The 22014-nt window shown below is 60.4% G+C and carries 18 protein-coding genes; 8 read left to right on the top strand and 10 right to left on the bottom strand.

The genetic code is table 11. From position 1 onward, the window contains the following. The first annotated feature begins 238 nt into the window (after window positions 1-238). From glnS to ACYF6X_RS14610, 4 genes are all read left to right on the top strand, one after another. Window positions 239-1903 carry a glutamine--tRNA ligase gene (gene glnS / locus ACYF6X_RS14625; protein WP_130017574.1) on the top strand — a complete coding sequence of 555 codons (1665 nt, stop codon included), beginning with the start codon at window positions 239-241 and terminating at the stop codon, window positions 1901-1903. Window positions 1904-2481: 578 nt separating this feature from the next. Further along, complete coding sequence (chiP, locus tag ACYF6X_RS14620; protein WP_019454060.1) at window positions 2482-3885, top strand: chitoporin ChiP; 1404 nt, start codon at window positions 2482-2484, stop codon at window positions 3883-3885. Between the two features lie 46 nt (window positions 3886-3931). Continuing rightward, window positions 3932-4258: a ChiQ/YbfN family lipoprotein gene (gene chiQ / locus ACYF6X_RS14615; protein WP_004939944.1), complete on the top strand. Its 327-nt coding sequence runs from the start codon at window positions 3932-3934 to the stop codon at window positions 4256-4258. Window positions 4259-4271: 13 nt separating this feature from the next. Then, the gene (locus tag ACYF6X_RS14610; protein ID WP_130017575.1) at window positions 4272-6929 is read left to right on the top strand and encodes a beta-N-acetylhexosaminidase; all 2658 of its coding nucleotides are present in this window, start codon (window positions 4272-4274) and stop codon (window positions 6927-6929) included. 245 nt (window positions 6930-7174) lie between these two features. Here the strand turns inward: ACYF6X_RS14610 and fur are convergent, their stop codons facing one another. From fur to ybfF, 4 genes are all read right to left on the bottom strand, one after another. Continuing rightward, window positions 7175-7621 (bottom strand): ferric iron uptake transcriptional regulator, encoded by a 447-nt coding sequence (gene fur, locus ACYF6X_RS14605; protein WP_019454058.1) that lies wholly within the window; start codon window positions 7619-7621, stop codon window positions 7175-7177. Between the two features lie 329 nt (window positions 7622-7950). Next, window positions 7951-8490, bottom strand: coding sequence for a flavodoxin FldA (gene fldA / locus ACYF6X_RS14600; RefSeq protein WP_025301862.1), 540 nt, complete (start codon window positions 8488-8490; stop codon window positions 7951-7953). A gap of 264 nt (window positions 8491-8754) precedes the next feature. Continuing rightward, on the bottom strand, window positions 8755-9042 hold the full coding sequence (gene ybfE, locus ACYF6X_RS14595; RefSeq protein ID WP_004939936.1) for a LexA regulated protein: 288 nt from the start codon (window positions 9040-9042) through the stop codon (window positions 8755-8757). Between the two features lie 256 nt (window positions 9043-9298). After that, a complete protein-coding gene (gene ybfF, locus ACYF6X_RS14590; RefSeq protein WP_080473430.1) occupies window positions 9299-10072 on the bottom strand; it encodes an esterase in 774 nt (257 codons plus the stop codon). 224 nt (window positions 10073-10296) lie between these two features. Here ybfF and seqA point away from each other — a divergent pair, with 224 nt between their 5' ends. The 4 genes from seqA (at window position 10297) to ACYF6X_RS14570 (ending at window position 13692) form a co-directional block, all read left to right on the top strand. Beyond that, window positions 10297-10839, top strand: a complete 543-nt coding sequence (gene seqA / locus ACYF6X_RS14585; protein ID WP_063991104.1) for a replication initiation negative regulator SeqA — start codon at window positions 10297-10299, stop codon at window positions 10837-10839. 77 nt (window positions 10840-10916) lie between these two features. Continuing rightward, window positions 10917-12560 carry a phosphoglucomutase (alpha-D-glucose-1,6-bisphosphate-dependent) gene (pgm, locus tag ACYF6X_RS14580; protein WP_063991180.1) on the top strand — a complete coding sequence of 548 codons (1644 nt, stop codon included), beginning with the start codon at window positions 10917-10919 and terminating at the stop codon, window positions 12558-12560. Between the two features lie 191 nt (window positions 12561-12751). Beyond that, window positions 12752-13393: a PadR family transcriptional regulator gene (locus ACYF6X_RS14575; RefSeq protein WP_406880104.1), complete on the top strand. Its 642-nt coding sequence runs from the start codon at window positions 12752-12754 to the stop codon at window positions 13391-13393. Further along, entirely contained in the window at window positions 13393-13692 is a 300-nt protein-coding gene (locus tag ACYF6X_RS14570; RefSeq protein WP_038877504.1) for a DUF3861 domain-containing protein, read from the top strand. The genes ACYF6X_RS14575 and ACYF6X_RS14570 overlap by 1 nt, the downstream gene beginning before the upstream one ends. A gap of 27 nt (window positions 13693-13719) precedes the next feature. Here the strand turns inward: ACYF6X_RS14570 and kdpE are convergent, their stop codons facing one another. The 6 genes from kdpE to ACYF6X_RS14540 all read right to left on the bottom strand — a co-directional run bounded on the left by kdpE (window position 13720) and on the right by ACYF6X_RS14540 (window position 21657). Next, window positions 13720-14409: a two-component system response regulator KdpE gene (kdpE, locus tag ACYF6X_RS14565; RefSeq protein WP_033637458.1), complete on the bottom strand. Its 690-nt coding sequence runs from the start codon at window positions 14407-14409 to the stop codon at window positions 13720-13722. 16 nt (window positions 14410-14425) lie between these two features. Then, window positions 14426-17122, bottom strand: coding sequence for a two-component system sensor histidine kinase KdpD (gene kdpD, locus ACYF6X_RS14560; protein ID WP_107227281.1), 2697 nt, complete (start codon window positions 17120-17122; stop codon window positions 14426-14428). Window positions 17123-17195: 73 nt separating this feature from the next. After that, window positions 17196-17765, bottom strand: a complete 570-nt coding sequence (gene kdpC, locus ACYF6X_RS14555; RefSeq protein WP_063991181.1) for a potassium-transporting ATPase subunit KdpC — start codon at window positions 17763-17765, stop codon at window positions 17196-17198. 18 nt (window positions 17766-17783) lie between these two features. Beyond that, complete coding sequence (gene kdpB, locus ACYF6X_RS14550) at window positions 17784-19853, bottom strand: potassium-transporting ATPase subunit KdpB (protein WP_107227282.1); 2070 nt, start codon at window positions 19851-19853, stop codon at window positions 17784-17786. Window positions 19854-19879: 26 nt separating this feature from the next. Continuing rightward, complete coding sequence (gene kdpA / locus ACYF6X_RS14545) at window positions 19880-21568, bottom strand: potassium-transporting ATPase subunit KdpA (protein ID WP_130018772.1); 1689 nt, start codon at window positions 21566-21568, stop codon at window positions 19880-19882. Next, complete coding sequence (locus ACYF6X_RS14540; RefSeq protein WP_016928742.1) at window positions 21568-21657, bottom strand: K(+)-transporting ATPase subunit F; 90 nt, start codon at window positions 21655-21657, stop codon at window positions 21568-21570. Before ACYF6X_RS14540 ends, kdpA begins: the two co-directional genes overlap by 1 nt. Between the last annotated feature and the right edge of the window lie 357 nt (window positions 21658-22014).

The following is a 22014-nucleotide window of genomic DNA, read 5'->3' as shown; positions in this document are numbered from 1 at the left end:
CCGTTTTTACCTGAGTAGTACCGGGGGCCGGTCACGCATCATGGCGGAGTGTGCCCCGACTTGGCGGGAAGAGAGCGATCTCTTCCCGCTTTTTTTATCCCCTTTCGCTCCACTGCGGTGCGCTGTGCGCCTATGGCGCAACGCGCCGCATTTTTCGTGAAACAAACGGTTGTTTCCAGACGTGGCTTGTTGGATCATAGGCGGTTATGTGTAGCGCTTTGCATTGAGGAACAGTGAAATGAGTGAGGCTGAAGCCCGCCCAACCAATTTTATCCGTCAGATCGTCGATGAAGATCTGGCGTCGGGGAAACACACGTCGGTACATACCCGCTTCCCGCCGGAGCCTAACGGCTATCTGCATATCGGCCACGCCAAGTCCATCTGCCTGAACTTCGGCATCGCCAAGGACTATCAGGGCCAGTGCAACCTGCGTTTCGATGACACCAACCCGGTGAAAGAAGACATCGAGTTCGTGGAGTCAATCAAGCACGACGTGGAGTGGCTGGGCTTTGAGTGGAGCGGCAACGTTCGTTACTCCTCAGACTATTTCGATCAGCTGCACCAGTATGCGGTTGAGCTGATCACCAAGGGGCTGGCCTACGTCGATGAGCTGTCGCCGGAGCAGATCCGTGAATATCGCGGCACCCTGACCGCGCCGGGCAAAGACAGCCCGTACCGCGGCCGCAGCGTGGAAGAGAACCTGGCGCTGTTCGAGAAGATGCGCAACGGCGAGTTCGCCGAAGGCGCCGCCTGCCTGCGCGCCAAGATCGATATGGCTTCGCCGTTTATCGTGATGCGCGATCCGGTGCTGTACCGCATCAAGTTCGCCGAACACCACCAGACCGGCAATAAATGGTGCATCTATCCGATGTACGATTTCACCCACTGCATTTCCGATGCGCTGGAAGGGATCACCCATTCGCTGTGCACCCTGGAATTCCAGGATAACCGCCGTCTGTATGACTGGGTGCTGGATAACATCACCATTCCTTGCCACCCGCGTCAGTACGAGTTTTCGCGTCTCAACCTCGAATACGCCATCATGTCGAAGCGCAAGCTGCACCAGCTGGTGGCCGAGAAGATCGTCGCGGGCTGGGACGATCCGCGTATGCCGACCGTCTCCGGTCTGCGTCGCCGTGGTTATACCGCCGCCTCGATTCGCGAGTTCTGCCTGCGCATCGGCGTGACCAAGCAAGACAACAACGTCGAGATGGTGGCGCTGGAATCCTGCATCCGCGACGATCTGAACGAGAACGCGCCGCGCGCCATGGCGGTGCTGGATCCGGTGAAAATCGTTATCGAGAACATGGGCGATGCGGTGGAAATGGTCACCATGCCTAACCACCCGAACAAGCCGGAAATGGGCAGCCGCGAAGTGCCGTTCAGCCGCGAGATCTATATCGATCGCGCCGACTTCCGCGAAGAAGCCAACAAGCAGTACAAGCGTCTGGTGCTGGGCAAGGAAGTGCGTCTGCGCAATGCCTACGTGATCAAGGCCGAGCGCGTCGAGAAGGACGAAGCGGGCGAGATCACCACCCTCTTCTGCAGCTACGATGCGGAAACGCTGAGCAAAGATCCTGCCGACGGCCGCAAGGTGAAGGGCGTGATCCACTGGGTGTCAGCGGCGCACGCGCTGCCGGCGGAAATTCGCCTGTACGATCGCCTGTTCAGCGTGCCTAATCCGGGCGCGGCGGAGGATTTCCTCTCCACCATCAACCCGGAATCGCTGGTCATCAAGCACGGCTTCGTCGAGCCGAGCCTGGCGGCCGCACAGCCGGAGAAAGCCTATCAGTTCGAGCGTGAAGGTTACTTCTGCGCCGACAGCCGTCACTCGTCGGCCGAGCATCTGGTGTTTAACCGCACCGTCGGCCTGCGTGACACCTGGGCGAAAATCGAAGGCTAATCCTATTCGCCTGAAAAATTAATGAATCAGCGCGGCTTTAAGCCGCGCTTTTTTATGCCTGCACTCAGCTCGTGATCTATTCCTCTCTCATTTTATCCGGGATGCGTTTAATTAATAGCGACGCATTAACCCATTGGTTCTCTTATATTGGTCCTATTAGTCTTCATTTTTTCTTATATATTCGTGATGCGAATTAATTTCATTTAGAGAGCGCTCTCAGTTTTTATCTTCTGACTGACGGATTTAGTCAGGCTGAAACCATTAATCGTCTCAGGTTGACCACGTATCTCAATTTATTCTGATTTAATTGAATTTTTTATTCGACACCTTCCATGATCACCGGCGTAACAAAATCTCACTGATATGTGCTCCTTGTCATACTTTGACAAATCTCCCGCATTTTTCATTTGATAATTCGCGTCGCGAAAAATAGTCTGTCTGTAGCAATTAGTGCTGTGGGAATAACATCTCGTCGGCAATATTTTTTACCCGTTCGGGTTTTTTATTGGCAGTCGTGCAGGGCAGTGGTGAACACAGGCGGCTGCAACTTTTAAGTTAAGTCAAAGAGGAATTTCAATATGGGTACGCACGGTGCTCAGCGTAAAACGCTGGCGCTCGCAGTCGCGGGCGCGCTGTTGGGAACAGGGTTTGCCATGGCGCCTGAGGCGAAAGCCGCAGGGTTTATCGATGATTCCACGCTGACCGGCGGCATTTATTACTGGCAACGTGAGCGCGACCGTAAAGATCTCAATCCGGACAGCAAGGATTACAACCAATACACCACCAACCTGTCGCACTCCACCGCCAACCTGAGCCTGGATTTCGCTTCGGGCTACGCCTGGGACATGTTTGGTTTGGACGTCGGTGCCTTTACCGCCATCGAGCTGGCAGAATCCAGCGCCAGCGGCCACCCGAACGAGATCGCGTTCTCCTCGAAAAACCGTACCTACGACGAAGACTATTCCGGTGACAAAGGCGGCGTGAGCCTGTACAAAGCCGCCGCCAAATTCAAATACGGCCCGGTCTGGGCGCGCGCCGGCTATATTCAGCCGAGCGGCCAAACCCTGCTGGCGCCGCACTGGAGCTTTATGCCGGGCACCTATCAGGGGGCCGAAGCCGGCGCCAAGTTCGACTACGGCGACGCCGGTGCGTTGAGCTTCTCCTACATGTGGACCGACAAATACAAGGCGCCGTGGCATATCGAGATGGACGACTTCCGCCAGAACGATAAGAAAACGCGCGTCTCCTACCTGCACTCGCTGGGTGCCAAGTACGATTTCAAAAACGATCTGGTGCTGGAAGCCGCCTTCGGCCAGGCGCAGGGTTATGTGAATCAATACTTCACCAAGGCGTCTTACAAATTCGATGTGCTCGGCAACCCGCTGACCACCAGTTACCAGTTCTACGGTGCGGAAGACCGCATCAGTAACAAGAACGATCCGAACAGCATCTACGACGGCCTGGCCTGGCTGCAGGCGCTGACCTTCGGTTACACCACCGGTCAATTCAACTGGCGTCTGGAAGGCACCATGGTCAAGGCGGAAGGCAACCAGGGCTTCTTCCTGCAGCGCATGACCCCGACCTACGCCTCGTCCAACGGTCGTCTGGACGTGTGGTGGGATAACCGCTCCGACTTTAACGCCAACGGCGAGAAAGCAGTGTACGCCGGCGTGATGTATGACCTCAGCAACTGGAACCTGCCGGGCATGGCGGTCGGTGGCTCCTACGTTTACGCCTGGGACGCCAAGCCGAGCACCAACCCGATCTACGATCAGAGCCAGCGCCTGAAAGAGAGCGCCTGGAGCCTGGATGCGATGTACACCATCCAGGAAGGGCGCGCCAAGGGCACCCTGATCAAACTGCACTACACCCAGTATGACAACCACACCAACATCCCGAGCTGGGGCGGCGGTTACGGCAACATCTTCCAGGACGAGAAAGACGTCAAGTTCATGGTCATCGCGCCATTCACCATCTTCTGATGCATTCCCCGGCCTCGCCGCCGGGGGCAGTTAAGGGAATTCAACGATGAAAAAAATCATGCTGATGTTGGCGGCCGCCGCGGCCTTGAGCGCCTGCGCGCAACCCGCCGCGCCGCCGGAAGACGCCAAATTGAAACAGGCGTATAGCGCCTGTATCAACACCGCCGAAGGTTCGCCGGAGCGTCTGCAGCCCTGCAAGGCGGTGCTGAACGTGTTGAAACAAGAGAAGCAGCACCAGCAGTTCGCCGCGCAGGAAACGGTGCGGGTGATGGATTATCAGAACTGCATTATGGCGGTGCACAGCGGTAACGGTCAGGCTTACGACGCCAAGTGCGGCAAGCTGTGGCAAGAAATTCGCGATAACAATAATTAAGAAGGACAAGAACATGAACGCATTCAAACTGAGCGCATTAGCCGCGTTGACGGCAACGATGGGATTCCTGGGCGGCATGGGAAACGCCATGGCCGATCAACAGCGGGTGGATCAGCTGAGCCAGCTGAAGCTGAACGTAAAAATGCTGGATAACCGCGCCGGTGAAAACGGCGTGGATTGCGCGGCGCTGGGCGCCGACTGGGCCTCATGCAACCGGGTGTTATTCACCCTCAGCAACGACGGCCAGGCGATCGACGGCAAAGACTGGGTCATCTATTTCCACAGCCCGCGCCAGACCCTGCGGGTAGACAACGACCAGTTCAAGATTGCTCACCTCACCGGCGATCTGTACAAGCTGGAGCCGACCGCCAAATTCAGCGGCTTCCCGGCCGGTAAGGCGGTGGAAATCCCGGTGGTCGCCGAATATTGGCAGCTGTTCAGAAACGACTTCCTGCCGCGCTGGTATGCCACGTCCGGCGACGCCAAGCCGAAAATGCTGGCGAATACCGACACCGAAAACCTGGACCAGTTTGTGGCGCCGTTCACCGGCGACCAGTGGAAGCGCACCAAGGACGACAAAAACATTCTGATGACGCCGGCTTCGCGCTTTGTCAGCAATGCCGACTTGCAGACGCTGCCTGCCGGCGCGCTGCGCGGCCAGATCGTGCCGACGCCGATGCAGGTGAAGGTTCACGCGCAGGATGTCGATTTGCGCAAAGGGGTATCGCCGGATCTGAGCACGTTGGTCAAGCCGGCGGCGGACGTCGTCAACCAGCGCTTCGCGCTGCTGGGCGTGCCGGTTCAGGCCAACGGCTATCCAATCAAGACCGACATCCAGCCGGGCAAGTTTAAAGGCGCGATGGCGGTGCCGGGCGCCTATGAGCTGAAAATCGGCAAGAAAGAGACGCGGGTGATCGGCTTCGATCAGGCCGGGGTGTTCTACGGGCTGCAGTCGATCCTGTCGTTAGTGCCGAGCGACGGCAGCGGCAAGATTGCCACGCTGGACGCCAGCGATGCGCCGCGCTTCCAGTATCGCGGCATTTTCCTCGACGTGGCGCGCAACTTCCATAAGAAGGACGCGGTGCTGCGCCTGCTGGATCAGATGGCGGCCTACAAGCTCAACAAATTCCACTTCCACCTGAGCGATGACGAAGGCTGGCGCATCGAGATCCCCGGTTTGCCTGAGCTGACGGAAGTCGGTGGCCAGCGCTGCCACGATCTGAGCGAAACCACCTGCCTGCTGCCGCAGTACGGCCAAGGGCCGGACGTCTACGGCGGCTTCTTCAGCCGTCAGGACTATATCGACATCATAAAATATGCCCAGGCGCGCCAGATTGAAGTGATCCCGGAGATCGACATGCCGGCACACGCCCGCGCCGCGGTGGTCTCGATGGAAGCGCGCTATAAAAAGCTGCATGCCGCCGGGAAAGAGCAGGAGGCCAACGAATTCCGCCTGGTGGATCCGACCGATACCTCCAACACCACCTCCGTGCAGTTCTTTAACCGCCAGAGCTACCTGAACCCGTGCCTTGACTCGTCCCAGCGCTTTGTCGACAAGGTGATCGGCGAGATCGCCCAGATGCATAAAGAGGCCGGCCAGCCGATCAAGACCTGGCACTTCGGCGGCGACGAAGCGAAAAACATTCGCCTGGGCGCCGGCTACACCGACAAGGCGAAACCGGAGCCGGGCAAAGGCATCATCGATCAGAGCAACGAAGACAAGCCGTGGGCCAAGTCGCAGGTGTGCCAGACGATGATCAAAGAAGGCAAGGTGGCCGACATGGAGCATCTGCCGAGCTACTTCGGCCAAGAGGTCAGCAAGCTGGTGAAGGCGCATGGCATCGACAGAATGCAGGCCTGGCAGGATGGCCTGAAAGACGCCGAGAACGCGAAGGCGTTCGCCACCTCGCGCGTGGGCGTCAACTTCTGGGATACCCTGTACTGGGGCGGTTTCGATAGCGTCAACGACTGGGCCAACAAAGGGTATGAAGTGGTGGTTTCCAACCCGGACTACGTCTATATGGACTTCCCTTACGAGGTGAACCCGGACGAGCGCGGTTACTACTGGGGCACCCGCTTCAGCGACGAGCGCAAGGTGTTCAGCTTCGCGCCGGACAACATGCCGCAGAACGCGGAAACTTCGGTCGACCGCGACGGCAACCACTTCAGCGCCAAGAGCGACAAGCCGTGGCCGGGCGCCTACGGGCTGTCCGCTCAGCTGTGGAGCGAAACCCAGCGCACCGATCCGCAGATGGAATACATGATCTTCCCACGCGCGCTGTCGGTGGCAGAACGCGCCTGGCACCGCGCCGGTTGGGAACAGGACTACCGCGCAGGCCGCGAATACAAAGGCGGGGAAACCCACTTTGTCGATACCAAGATGCTGGAGAAAGACTGGCTGCGCTTCGCCAATATCCTGGGTCAGCGTGAACTGGCCAAGCTGGATAAGGGCGGCGTCGCTTACCGTCTGCCGGTGCCGGGCGCACGCGTAGCGGGCGGCAAGCTGGAGGCGAATATCGCGCTGCCGGGATTGGGCATCGAGTACTCCACCGACGGTGGCAAGCAGTGGCAGCGCTATGACGCCAAGGCCAAGCCGGCGGTCTCGGGTGACGTTCAGGTGCGGTCGGTCAGCCCGGACGGCAAACGCTACAGCCGCGCCGAAAAGGTCTAAGCCCGGTGCAACGGCCTGCTGTCCTGGCGGCGGCCGTATAACGAAGGGGGAATGCGTTCGCCCGCGCGTGTCGGCGTAGGGCGGACGTTGTAGTGAGAGGAGTACGTGGAGTCGCTGTGCCGCTGCAATTGTGATATTTCATGACATGATTTTCCCCCGGCTTGTCCGGGGATTTTTTTGCCCGTTGCACGGAGGGCATAAAAAAACCGCCTCGGTGTGAGGCGGTTTTTCATAGCCGGTCAGGCTTATTTCTTGTCGTGCAGCGTTTCGTCTTCGCGGCAGTCACCGGTTTCACAGTGGCCGTACAGGTACAGGCTGTGGTTAGTGAGCTTGATGCCGTGCTGCTTGGCGATATCACGCTGGCGCACTTCGATGGATTCGTCGCTGAATTCGATCACTTTGCCGCAGTCCAGGCAAATCAGGTGATCGTGGTGATGCTGTTGGGTCAGCTCGAACACGGACTTGCCGCCTTCGAAATTGTGACGTGTCACAATGCCCGCATCGTCAAACTGGTTCAGTACGCGATAAACCGTTGCCAGCCCGATCTCTTCGCCCATATCAATCAGTTTTTTGTACAAATCTTCCGCACTGACGTGATGGCATTCCGGATTTTGCAGTACTTCCAGGATTTTGAGTCGCGGAAGCGTGACTTTTAAGCCGGCCTTCTTCAATGCGATGTTGTTGTCGGTCATGCGAATTCAGTCCTGTTACTATGCTAATCAAGTTGAGGCGTACTCGCCTGTGGCATCGGTCGGCACAAAGAGTTAATGCGTCTCATTATAGAACCGGTTGTACTAAATGGAAACCGCCGGTTGTTAACAAAGATATAATTGCACTATTGCATGTTTTGCATGCAACGCCTTGATGGATGGGATAAACCGATATCTCAGTCTACCGTGACGGGGTGGGAAGTTACAAATCTGTAGCTTCTATCGCAGCAATCCCTGTTGCCGATGACGGCCCTGTGGGCACACTATGCACTTTACAGGGCCTTTGTTCAACCTTTCGCCAGTGCCGGGGCTTAGCCGACGATATCGGCCAGGCTCAGCTCTTCGACGATCTGTTTGACCCAGGCGTCGACGCGCTCGTTGGTCAGCTCCGGCTGACGGTCTTCGTCGATCGCCAGACCGATGAAGTGGTCGTCGTCCGCCAGGCCCTTGGAGGCCTCGAAGTGATAGCCTTTGGTCGGCCAGTGGCCCACGATGGCCGCGCCGCGCGGTTCGATAATGTCGCGGATGGTGCCCATCGCGTCACAGAAGTATTCCGCGTAGTCTTCCTGATCGCCGCAGCCGAACAGCGCCACCAGTTTGCCGTTGAAGTCGACTTCTTCCAGCGTCGGGAAGAAATCATCCCAGTCACACTGCGCTTCACCGTAGTACCAGGTCGGGATACCCAGCAGCAGGATATCGAACCCTTCCAGGTCTTCTTTGCTGCTTTTAGCGATGTCATGCACTTCAGAGACGTCGTCGCCAAACTGTTTCTGGAGAATTTTCTGGATCATTTTGGCAATGTTTTCGGTATTGCCAGTGTCGCTGCCAAAGAAAATGCCTACAGTAGCCATATCGCGTATAACCTTTAAATTCAAGTAATTGCATTACTCGACGCCGGCACTGCCGCCGCTGACGCCGATTAAAATGATGCCATGGCAAGAGCCTTTCGCCTCCGGGGCGGGCGCCGACAGGCGCAGTCTCTTACCGGTAAATGCGTATCATGCCAGAAAGTGGCGCCGGGGTTTTATCGCATTTATGCGATGCCGGAGAATGAAGAAAAGCGTGGTCGATCCGGCGTTGTCCTTAACGCCGCGCCGCGCGTGCGGCCGAAGAGATCAATGTTCCGGCTGTTCTTCCGCCAGTTGTGCCAACAGCATCTGCTCGATGAGTTCGCTGCGGCTGATGTTGCGCTGTTCCGCCAGTTTGTTCAGGGCGTCCACCGCATCCGCGTTGATTTTCAGCTCTACGCGCCGCAATCCACGCACTTTATCGCGCCGTAACTGATTGCGCTTATTGATTCTAAGCTGTTCATCGCGGGAAAGCGGGTTGGTTTTCGGGCGCCCCGGACGGCGTTCATCTGCGAACAGATCCAGCGTCGTGCGATCCGTTTGTTCTTTTGCCATAGGTAGCGGTACTGCAAGGGAGTTTGCATCAAAAAGCGCTCGCACGCTTCCGGAGGCATCGGTTAACACACTTCGGGCCAATAAACCCTAACCCAAATTCACCCCCGAACCGGCGTTCGCGAACGCGCTGGCGCGGCGGCAAAATTATAGCGCGCCATATTACCCCAGCAGATGGAGCGGCGACAATGCCTAACTGCGGGCTAAACGCGCTAAGCCGTTATCTTTAGCGCGTTTTTTCGCCAGATGAGCGGGTTTTTCAGGCTTCGTCGAGAAAACGGTGGATGGCGCGCAGCACCGCCTCCGGCTTCTCGGCGTGCACCCAATGGCCGGTGCCGGCGACGACGTGCGCGCGGGCCTGCGGGAACTGGCGCGCGATGTCTGCACGGTAACTGTCCTGCACGTACGGCGACAGGCCGCCGCGAATGAACAGGGTTGGGTGCGGCCAGGCCGGCACATCCTGCCAGCCGGTGATGTCTTCGTAACGTTCGATCAGCACCGGTAGGTTGAAACGCCATTCGCCGTTGTGGAAGGACTTAAGCAGGAACTGGATTACGCCTTCTTCCTGCAGATAGTCGCGCATCAACTGGGCGGCCGCCTGGCGCTGGGTGATGCCGGCGGCGCTGACGGCCTTCAGCGCGGCGAAAATCTCGTCGTGGCGGCGGGTCTGGTAATCCACCGGCGCGACGTCGATGACGATCAGCCTGGCGACGCGCTCGGGCGCGATAGCGGTCAGCGCCATCGCCGCTTTGCCGCCCATCGAGTGGCCGATGACGATCGCTTTCTCCAGCTGCAGTTCGTCGAGCAACGCCAGCAGATCCTGCGCCATGGCGGGGTAGTTCATGTCGTCGGCGCGCGGGGAGAGGCCGTGGTTGCGCAGATCGACCTTGATCACGGTGTGCTGTTTATGCAGATCGCGCGCCAGCACGCCCAGGTTGTCCAGATTGCCGAACAGCCCGTGGATCAGCAGCACCGGCAGCGCGTCTGACTCGGCGGCCAGCAGTTGATAATGTAATTTCATGGCGAAGTTCATACTGAGAGAGATTCAGATTAGGGTATCATGATTGAATCGCACGATGAATCATGCGGAATTTTCGCGGCGCGGGCTTGGCAGTGCCGGCTATAGGTATTAGTCTGCATTTGCCGTCCAGAGGCACATTGTTGTGTTCGCCCCAGCGCTTTTAACCTTATAATCCCATGGCTTGAATGCAGGATCTGGCTTCAGGTTCTAAGTAGAAAAAACAGTATTGGATAAAGATGAAAACTATTGAAGTCGACGAAGAGCTTTACCGTTATATTGCCAGCCACACGCAACACATCGGTGAAAGCGCGTCCGATATTTTACGCCGCATGTTGAAATTCACCGCCGGGCAGCCGGTGCGCGCGTTGCCTGCCGCCAGTGCACCGCAGTCCGTCGAGCTGGAAAAAGCGGCGCCGGCGCAGCGCCCACGCGATCGCGTACGCGCCGTACGTGAGCTGCTGCTGTCGGATGAATATGCCGAGCAGAACAAAGCGGTCAACCGTTTCATGCTGGTGCTGTCCACGCTGTATACCCTCGATGCCGCCGGTTTCGCCGCCGCCACCGAGGCGTTGACCGGCCGTACCCGCACCTATTTCGCCGGCGATCAGCAGACCCTGCTGGCCAACGGCACGCACACCAAGCCGAAGCATGTACCGGGCACCCCTTACTGGGTGATCACCAATACCAATACCGGCCGCAAACGCAGCATGATCGAACACATCATGCAGGCGATGCAGTTCCCGGCGGAACTGATCGAGAAAGTTTGCGGTACCGTCTAATTTAGCGAACAGCCCGTCATGCTGGCCGTGCGCGACGTATCTGCCCGGTCACCGACAGGGATGAGGGAGATATGTCGATGGCGAATAATCCACGTGCCGGGCAGCCCGCCCGCCAAAGCGATCTGATCAACGTAGCCCAGCTGACGTCGCAGTACTATGTGCTGCAACCGGAAGCCGGCAATGCCGCACACGCGGTGAAGTTTGGCACCTCCGGCCACCGTGGCAGCGCGCAGCGCCACAGTTTCAACGAAGCGCATATCCTCGCCATTGCTCAAGCGATTGCCGAAGTTCGTCATCAGCAGGGCACCACCGGCCCGTGCTACGTGGGCAAAGATACCCATGCGCTGTCCGAGCCGGCCTTCATTTCCGTGCTGGAAGTGCTGACCGCCAACGGCGTCGATGTGATCGTGCAGGAAAACAACGGCTTCACGCCAACGCCGGCGGTATCGCACGCCATTCTGTGCCACAACCGCCGCGGCGGCGCGCAGGCCGATGGCATCGTCATTACGCCGTCCCATAACCCACCGGAAGACGGCGGCATCAAGTACAACCCGCCGAACGGTGGCCCGGCCGACACCAACCTGACGTCGGTGATCGAAAAGCGTGCCAACGAACTGCTGGCGCAGCAGCTGAAAGGCGTTCAGCGTCAGTCTCTGGACAAGGCCTGGAACAGCGGCCACCTGCATGCCAAAGATCTGGTGCAGCCTTATGTCGAAGGTCTGGTTGAGGTGGTCGACATGCCGGCCATCCAACGCGCCGGCCTGAAGCTGGGCGTGGATCCGCTCGGCGGTTCCGGCATCGCCTATTGGCAGCGCGTGGCGGAGCACTACAAGCTGGATCTGACGCTGGTAAACGATTCCCTCGATCAGACCTTCCGCTTTATGCACCTGGACCACGACGGCATCATCCGCATGGACTGTTCGTCCGAGTCGGCGATGGCCGGCCTGCTGGCGCTGCGCGACAAATTCGATCTGGCGTTCGCCAACGATCCGGATTACGACCGTCATGGCATCGTCACCCCGAAGGGCTTGATGAACCCGAACCATTATCTGGCGGTAGCCATCAACTACCTGTTCCAGCATCGCCCACAGTGGGGCGCCGATGTGGCGGTAGGTAAAACGCTGGTGTCCAGCGCGATGATTGACCGCGTGGTGGCCGATTTGGGCCGCAAGCTGGTGGAAGTGCCGGTCGGTTTCAAATGGTTCGTGGATGGCCTGTTCGACGGCAGCCTGGGCTTCGGCGGCGAAGAAAGCGCCGGGGCCTCGTTCTTGCGCTTCAACGGCCAGCCGTGGTCGACCGACAAAGACGGTATCATCATGTGCCTGCTGGCGGCTGAAATCACCGCGGTAACCGGTGAGAACCCGCAGCATCACTATGACGATCTGGCCAAGCGCTTCGGTGCACCAAGCTATAACCGCATCCAGGCGCCGGCAACCCATGCGCAGAAAGCGGCGCTGTCCAAACTGTCGCCGGAGATGGTCAAGGCCAGTACGCTGGGCGGGGACCCGATCACCGCACGTCTGACTGCAGCACCGGGCAACGGTGCGTCGATCGGCGGCCTGAAAGTCATGACCGACAACGGCTGGTTCGCGGCCCGTCCTTCCGGTACCGAAGAGGCTTACAAGATCTACTGCGAGAGCTTCCTCGGAGCGGAACACCGCGAGAAGATTGAGCACGAAGCGGTCGAGATCGTCAGCGAAGTGCTGGCTTCCGCCAAGTAATCGCTTTTCTTGATTGATAAAAAGCGCTGTTTTTACAGCGCTTTTTTTATGCCTGCAATTTAGATATATCTTTTTATCGGCGCACGCTTGCGCATTTAGATATATCGATCTAGATTAGCGTTATCGACGCTGTTTAGATATATCTAAACAACCTCGTATTGATGTTCACTGTTAAAGCGAGGTATCACCCTATGTTTCATCGATTAGGTTTACACCGGCATCACCACCACCATCATGAATGCGAAGAGGGCCGCCGTCATCGCGGTGGGCGCCATCACTTCGGCGGCGAAGGCGAAGAGCACGGTCGGGGTGGGCGCGGCGGCCGGGGCGGGCGTCACCGTCTGTTCGAGCACGGCGATCTGCGCCTGGTGCTGTTGGCGCTGGTGGCGCGCAAGCCTAGCCACGGCTATGAGCTGATCAAGGCGATTGAGGAAGCGTCATCCGGCCTGTACGTGCCGAGCCCGGGGGTGATTTACCCCACGCTGACGCTGCTGGAAGAGCAGGATTTCCTTGAGCCGCTCACCACCGGCAACGGCCGCAAAAGCTACCGCATCACCGCCGCGGGCGAGGGCGAGCTGCAAAAGCATCAACAGGTGGTTGACGTCATTCTGGCGCGCCTGGCGGGCGCCGGCCGCGAGCATCATCGGCACGGCAATCTGGCGGAAGGCATTTATGACGCCATGAACCGCCTGCGCAGCCTGCTGCGCGGCAACGTGATGCGCGCCGATCTCACGTCGCAGCAGGTGGAGCGCATCAACGCCGCGTTGCTGACCGCCGTGGCGGCGATCGAAAGCGAAATGCATATTCAACCCACGCAGCAGGAGAAGAACTGATGCCCGGCCACCGTTTTACTATTACCGTTGAAGCCCTGAGCGATCGCCAGGGCAATCCCGTCGAGAAAGCGCCGCTGAGTTTTGAAGTGACCAACCACGACGATATTCTCGACATCGTCGAGCGCATCCGGGCGCGTGACGATCTGAACTTCGGCCCCGAGCAGAGCGCGGCCTTCGCCGTAGGATTGAAGCTGTTTTCCGAAGTGATGATCGAAAACCGCAAACACCCGGTGTTCGCTCCGCTGCGCGATGCGTTTAAGGAATTTATGGTCGGATTGAAGAAGGGCCCGGCGGCGTAAAGGCGCGACACACCACGCCCGCCGGGGTTAAGGCATGAAGCGATAGCCGACGCCGGTTTCGGTCAGCAGGTGTTTGGGCCGGGCCGGATCGGCTTCGAGCTTCTGCCGCAGGTGGCCCATGTAGATGCGCAGATAGTGGCTGTGCTCCACGTAGTTCGGCCCCCAGACGTGACTCAACAGCTGGCGTTGGGTGATCACTTTGCCGGCGTTGGCCAGCAGCTCCGCCAACAGGCGAAACTCGATCGGCGTCAGATGCAGATCTTCGTCGTTGCGCAGCACCCGGCGATTCACCAGATCGACAGTGATCGCCGAAAAACTCACCAGCGGGCTTTCCTGTTGGCTGGCGGAGTGGCGGCGCAGCGCGACCCGCACCCGCGCCAGCAGCTCACCGATGCCGAACGGTTTGCTGAGGTAGTCGTCAGCGCCGGCGTCCAGTGCGGCAATTTTGTCCTCTTCGGCGTTGCGCGCCGACAGCACGATCACCGGAATGGCGCTCCACTGCCGCAGATCGCGGATGTAGCTCAGCCCGTCGCCGTCCGGTAAGCCCAAATCAAGAATGATCAGATCCGGTTTGCGCGTGCCGGCTTCAATCAGCCCACGCTGCAGCGTTTCACTTTCAAACACCCGCAGGCCTTCGCTCTCCAGCGCGGTGCGCACGAAGCGGCGGATCTCTTTTTCATCTTCAACAATCAGAATGTTGGTTGGCGTTATGCTCACGTTTCCCCTGCGTTGATTACAGATCGAAGGCGTCGCCGTCGATCTCGGGCGGTTTTTCCAGCGGCAGCACGAAGCGGAAGCTGGCGCCGCCGTTGGCGCCGTTTTCCGCCCAGATGCGGCCATCATGCACTTCAATAATGGCACGGCAAATCGCTAACCCCAAGCCGACACCGGGGATTGCCGACTCTTTATTGCCGCGTGAAAACTTGTCGAAAATCAGCTGCAGCTGATCGGCGGGGATGCCGGGGCCGTTATCCCAGACCTCGACTTCCAGCCATTCGGGCAGCGTGCGGGCGCGAATGCCGATGGTGGCCTCGGCGCCGGCGTATTTATTGGCGTTTTCCAACAGGTTGGTGAACACCCGCTCCAGCAGGCTGCCGTCGCAGTTCACCAGGATCTGTTCCGGCGGCAGCTCGACCACGATCGGATGCTGGCTGAGCAGCGGCTCCAGCATGTGCAGCGAGGCGCCGACGATCTCTTCCAGCGACTGCCACTCTTTACGCAGGCTGAAACCGCCGGATTGGATGCGCGCCATATCCAGCAGGTTATTCACCAGCCGGGTGGTGCTCAGCACCTGCTGGCGGATCTGGCTGGCCTGGGTGGCGTGATTGGAGCCTTCGGCCGCCAGATCCAGCGTGAGGATTTCCGCCTGGCCGAACAGCACGGTCAGCGGCGTGCGCAGATCGTGCGACAGCGCCGCCAGCAGCGAGTTGCGCAGCTGTTCGCGCTCGGCGTCCAGCTTGGCTTCTTCGGCGCTGCGCGCCAGGTGCAGCCGCTCCAGCGCGCTGGCGATCAGCACCGCGAAGGTCTGCAGCAGCCGCTGCTGTTCCGGCACCATCAGCTGGCGCAGGTTGTTGGGTTCGATCGCCAGCAGGCCGAAGGTCTGCTTGGGGGTATTGAGCGGCAGCAGCTGGTAAGGCACGCCGGGCAGGGTGTCGGTGCCGGCGCCGGCCGGCAGGCCTTTGTCGAAGCTCCAGCGCGCGATGGCTTCATCTACCGACAGCAGCCCACCTTCCTCGCCGACCATCTGTTGCAGGCGGCCGTCTTCCTGCGGCAGCAGCAGCACGGTTTTCGCCTGGAAGCTGCTGGAGAGGAAGTGGCGGCTGGTGTTGGCGATGTCGGCCACCGTCAGCGCACGGCTCAGCCCGCGCGACATTTCATACAGATGACGCGCCCGCTGCTCGCGGTAGCGTGCCACCCGGGCCTGATAACGCACCCCGGCGGTCAGGTTACCGATGATGATGCCGACGGCGAGCATTACGCCGAAGGTCAATAGGTACTGCATGTCGCTGACGGCGAACGACCATTCGGGCTGAACGAAGAACAGATCGAAACTGGCGACGTTGATCACCGCCGCCAGCACCGACGGCCAGCGGCCGAAGAACAGCGCGACGATCGCCACGCCGAGCAGATAGACCATCACCAGGTTGGCCTGATCGAAGCCCGGCAGCAGCCACTGCGAGAGCAGGGTAATCAGCGCGCACAGCGCCACCGCGACCGCGCAACCGCGCAGCTGCATGCGCCATTTCTCATTGAAGCTGCGGCCGTCGTGCTCCTTGCCCGGCGGCGGTGGTGCGGTGTCGCTCTCCAGCGCCACGATCACCAGATCGAGATCCGGGCCCAGCCGGCCGAGGCGATCGGCGAAACTGCCGCGCAGCTTCCAGCGCTGCTCGCTGCGGCGGCCGATGATGATTTTGCCGAGGTTATGCTCGCGGGCATAGCGCAGCACCGCGCGCTCTTCGGACGGATCGGCCAGGGTGGCGGTTTCTGCCCCCAGTTCCTGCGCCAGCCGCAGCGCGCGCAGAATGGCGCGGCGCTGGTTTTCCGGCAACCGGTGCAGTTTGGGGGTTTCCACATAGACCGCATGCCAGTGGCAGCCAAGCCGCGCTGCCAGCCGGGCGGCGATGCGCACCAGCTTTTCGTTGCCGCTGTTGTGGCCGACGCACAGCAGAATGCTGTCGCGGGTGTGCCACACTTTCTCGCGCCCCTGGGTGTCGCGAAACTCGCGCATCTGGTCATCGACCCGATCGGCGGTACGGCGCAGCGCCAGCTCGCGCAGGGCGATCAGGTTGCCTTTGCGGAAGAAGTGCTCGATGGCGCGCTCGGCCTGGCCGGGAATATACACTTTGCCTTCGTGCAGCCGCCGGCGCAGATCGTCCGGCGGCAGATCGACCAGCACCACTTCGCTGGCCTCGTCAAACACGTGGTCGGGCACCGTTTCACGCACCCGCACGCCGGTCACGCCGCCCACTACGTCGTTCAGGCTTTCCAGATGCTGTACGTTGACGGTTGTCAGTACGTCGATGCCGGCATCCAGCAGCTCTTCCACATCCTGCCAGCGTTTGGGGTGGCGCGAACCGTGAGCGTTGCTGTGCGCCAGTTCATCCATCAACACCAGCGCCGGGTGGCGCGCCAGCGCGGCGTCGAGATCGAATTCATGCACCAGCCGGCCGCGATGCTGGATGCGTTTTTGCGGCAGCAGCGTCAGGCCGTCGAGCAGGGCGGCGGTCTCGCTGCGGCCGTGGGTTTCCACCACGCCGACCAGCACGTCCAGCCCCTGAGCGCGCAAACGCTGGGCTTCCTGCAGCATGGCGTAGGTTTTGCCGACGCCGGCGCAGGCGCCGAAGAATACTTTCAATCGGCCGCGTGGTTTTTCATTGGCCATCGCCAGCAGGCTATCGGGATCGGGGCGCTGCTGCTCTTCTTCGACCATGACAATTCCTTGTGTTACCAAGCAAAAAGGGGTTCGGCATGCCGAACCCTATCACTATGCTGAATACGGCGCGTTACTTCAACGCATCCAGCGCCAGGTTCAGCTTCAGTACGTTCACCACCGATTCTCCCATGAAGTTGGGCGTGGCCCGATCGGTGTTGTCTTCGATCAGTTTGGCGATCTGTTGCGGCGGCAGATGACGCGCCGCCGCGACCCGTGCCAGCTGATACTGTGCGGCGGCGATCGAGATCTGCGGATCCAACCCGCTGCCGGAGGCGGTCAGCAGATCGACCGGGATCGGGCCGCTCATCGCAGGATTGGCCTGGCGCAGGTGCGCTGCGCGCTCGGCGATAGCCTTATCCAGCGCCGGGTTGGTGGCCGCCAGGTTGCTGCCGGCGGAGGCCAGCGAATTATAGGCCGAATCGCCGGTGGCCGATGGGCGGCCCCAGAAATAGTCGGCACGCGTAAAGTTCTGGCCGATCAGCGCGGAGCCGACCGCCTTGTCGCCCCGGTACAGCAGCGAACCGTTGGCCGCACCCGGAAACAGCAGCTGCGCCAGCCCGGTGGTCAGCAGCGGATAGGCGATGCCGGTAATCAGCGTCAGCAGGATCAGCATCACCAGCGCAGGTCGTAAATAAGTCATGTTCATTTCCCTCAATGGTTAACCGGCGACGTGCAGCGCGACCAGGATCAGGTCGATCAGTTTGATGCCGACGAACGGCACCAGCAGGCCGCCGACCCCGTACAGCCACAGGTTGCGGCGCAGCAGGGCCGCGGCGCTCATCGGTTTGTAGCTCACCCCTTTCAGCGCCAGCGGGATCAGGAACACGATCACCAGGGCGTTGAAGATCACCGCCGACATGATGGCGGAGGCCGGGGAATGCAGATGCATCACGTTCAGCGCGTTCAGCTGTGGATAGGTGGCCGCGAACGCCGCCGGAATGATGGCGAAGTATTTGGCCACGTCGTTGGCGATGCTGAAGGTGGTCAGCGAGCCGCGCGTCATCAGCATCTGTTTGCCGATGTGCACCACTTCGATCAGCTTGGTCGGGTTGGAATCCAGATCGACCATGTTGCCCGCCTCTTTGGCGGCCTGGGTGCCAGAGTTCATCGCCACCGCCACATCGGCCTGTGCCAGCGCCGGGGCGTCGTTGGTGCCGTCGCCGGTCATCGCCACCAGGCGGCCTTCCGCCTGGTACTGGCGGATCAGCGCCAGCTTGGCTTCCGGCGTGGCTTCCGACAGGAAATCGTCCACCCCGGCTTCGGCGGCGATCGCCGCCGCGGTCAGCGGGTTATCGCCGGTGATCATCACCGTTTTGATGCCCATCTTGCGCAGCTCATTGAAGCGTTCCTTGATACCGCCCTTGACGATATCCTTCAGCGCCACCACGCCCAGCACCCGGGCGCCTTCCGCCACCACCAGCGGCGTGCCGCCGGTGCGCGCCACGCTTTCCACCAGATCGTCCACCGCCCGCGGGAAGTGCCCCTGATTGGATTCGACGTGACGGCGAATGGCATCCACTGCGCCTTTACGGATCATGCGCTCCTGCACGTTGACGCCGCTCATGCGGGTCTGGGCGGAGAAGGGCACGAAGGTGGCGTTCAGTGCCTGCAGATCGCGTTCGCGCAGGTTGAATCGCTGTTTGGCCAACACCACGATGCTGCGGCCTTCCGGCGTTTCGTCCGCCAGCGAGGCCAGCTGCGCGGCATCCGCCAGCTCTTGCTCTTTCACGCCCGGCGCCGGCAGGAACTCCGAAGCCTGGCGGTTGCCCAGCGTGATGGTGCCGGTTTTATCCAGCAGCAGCACGTCCACGTCGCCGGCGGCTTCCACCGCACGGCCGCTGGTGGCGATCACGTTGGCGCCGAGCATGCGGCTCATCCCGGCCACGCCGATGGCGGACAGCAGGCCACCGATGGTGGTGGGGATCAGACAGACCAGCAGCGCGACCAGCACGGTGATGGTGACCACGCTGCCGCTGCCGGCCGCTTCCACGCTGTATTGCGAGAACGGGAACAGGGTGGCGGTGGCCAGGACGAACACGATGGTCAGCGCCACCAGCAGGATAGTCAGCGCGATCTCGTTGGGCGTTTTGCGGCGTTTGGCGCCTTCCACCATGGCGATCATGCGATCGAGGAAGGTTTCCCCCGGGTTGACGCTGCACTGCACCACCAACCAGTCGGACAGAACGCGAGTACCGCCGGTGACCGAGGAGAAGTCGCCGCCGGACTCGCGGATCACCGGCGCGGATTCACCGGTGATGGCGCTTTCATCCACCGAGGCGCCGCCTTCCAGCACTTCGCCGTCACACGGGACGGTGTCGCCGGCTTCTACCAGCACGATATCGCCCTTGCGCAGGCTTTCGGCGGCCACTTTCTCCGTGGCGCCGTCGCGGCGCGGGCCGGCCAGCTTTTTCGCCCAGCTGGTTTTCTTGGTGCCCTTCAGGCTTTCCGCCTGGGCCTTGCTTCGCCCTTCGGCCAGCGCTTCCGCGAAGTTGGCGAACAGCACGGTGAACCACAGCCACAGGGCGACGCTGCCGGTAAAGGCGGCGGCGCCGTCGGTTTGGCCGGTGAGGATCGCCAGCCAGATGGCGGTGGTCAGAATGCTGCCGATATACACCACGAACATCACCGGGTTGCGCCATTGAACGCGAGGGTCCAGTTTTTTCACCGCATCGATCAGCGCGGTGCGCACCAGGGCCGGTTCAAACAGCGCACGTTGTTTGCGAGTCATCTCTTATTCTCTCTCTGTGACGTCGGTTAGTTTGCCAACCAAAGCTGCAAATGCTCGGCCACCGGGCCCAGCGCCAGCGCCGGCACGAAGGTCAGCGCGCCCACCAGCAGCACGGTGCCGATCAGCAGGCCGATAAACAGCGGCCCATAGGTCGGCAGGGTGCCGTTGCCCGCTGGTTGGCGTTGTTTGGCGCTCAGCGAACCGGCGATCGCCAGCACCGGCAAGATCACCCCGAAGCGGCCGACAAACATGGCGAAGGCCAACAGCAGGTTGTAGAACGGCGTATTGACGCTCAACCCGGCGAAGGCGCTGCCGTTGTTGTTGGCGGCGGAGGACAGGGCGTACAGCACTTCGCTGAAGCCGTGGGCGCCCGGGTTGAGGATGCCGGCGCGGCCCGCGTCGGTGCCGATGGCCAGCGCGCTGCCCAGCAACACCAGCGTCGGCGTGACCAGGATCGCCAGCGCGGTCATTTTCATGTCGTAAACGTCGATTTTCTTGCCCAGATATTCCGGGGTGCGGCCAATCATCAGACCGGCGATAAACACCGTCAGCAGCACGAACAGCAGCATGCCGTACAGGCCGGAGCCGACGCCGCCGAACACCACCTCACCGATCTGCATCAGCCACATCGGCACCATGCCACCCAACGCGGTGAAAGAGTCGTGCATGGCGTTAACCGCCCCGCAGGACGCGGCGGTGGTCACCACCGAGAACAGGCTGGTGGCAAGAATGCCGAAGCGCGACTCTTTGCCTTCCATATTGATGTTGCTGTCGGCGCCCAGCGCGCTCAGGTGCGTGTTGCCCGCCAGTTCGGCGACCATCACCACTACCACCGCCACCACGAAGATCAGCGCCATCGCCCAGATCAGCGCATGGCCCTGGCGGTTTTCACCGGCCAACTGGCCGAAGGAGAAGCACAGCGCGCAGGGGATCAGGAAGATGGCCAGCATCTGTACGAAGTTGGTCAGCACGGTCGGGTTCTCGAACGGGTGCGCCGAGTTGGCGCCGAAGAAGCCGCCGCCGTTGGTGCCGAGCATCTTGATCGCTTCCTGCGAGGCCACCGGCCCCATCGGCAGCGTCTGCTGCGCGCCTTCGAGCGTGGTGACGTGCAAGTAAGGCAGGAAGTTTTGCAGCGTGCCCTGGCTGACGAAGAACAGGGCGATCAGCAGCGCGATCGGCAGCAGCACATACAGCGTGATGCGGAACAGATCGGCCCAGGCGTTGCCGACGGTCTTGCCGGCGCGGCGGGTAAAGGCGCGGATCAGCGCAAAGGCCACGGCGATACCGGTGGAGGCGGAGACGAAGTTCTGCACCGCCAGCCCGGCCATCTGGCTGAAATAGCTGAGGGCGCTTTCGCCGCTGTAGGCCTGCCAGTTGGTGTTGGTGACGAAGCTGACGGCGGTGTTGAGCGCCAGATCCCAGGAGAGGCCCGGGAAGCCTTGCGGATTGAGCGGCAGCGAGCCCTGCGTCATCAGCAGGGCGAACAGCAGCGCCAGGCCGAGCAGGTTGAACGCCAGGATCGCCAGCGCGTATTGCCACCAGTTCATCTCGGTGGCGCGGATGCCGCAGGCGCGCCAGACGCCGGCTTCCACCCCGCGCAGCGCAGGCAGCGGCTCACCTTCGATCAGGCGCGCCATAAAGCCGCCCAGCGGACGGGCCAGCAGCAGAAGCACCAGCAGGAAGCTGGCGATCAGTAAAAAGGCTGAAGCCGCCATCAGAAATCCTCCGCGTTAAACAGGGCGTAGACCAGATAGGCCAACAGCAGCAGGACCAACAGCGCACCACCAATAACGCTGAAACTCACGGGACACCTCCAGAGGTGTTGTTTTTGATAGAGGCAGTGTAGGGAGCGGGGTAGAAAGAAGATGAAAAAATCGCGCAGGCGGGTGTAAAAAAAGTATAAAAATGGCTGAAATTTCAGCGGAAATTGGGCGTGTCAACCATCAGGCCGGTGGCGAGATTGCCCCTGATGGGGAGTGAGGACGGGCGCAAGCGGGAAATAATGAACCGGATAATAACCACAATGTAACCCATGTTTAGTTAAAAATTAACTTGGCTGTAACAAAATTACGGATCGCTGCGGCGATTAGCGATTTTTTGTGCGATTTAGTGGTCGGATGAGTAGTAAACTTTCATCAAGTGCGCTAAAATTTTGTCCAGT

The sequence above is a fragment of the Serratia sp. ID 25-353 genome, assembly GCF_054792795.1.
This window is presented reverse-complemented; position numbering and strand designations above follow the sequence as displayed.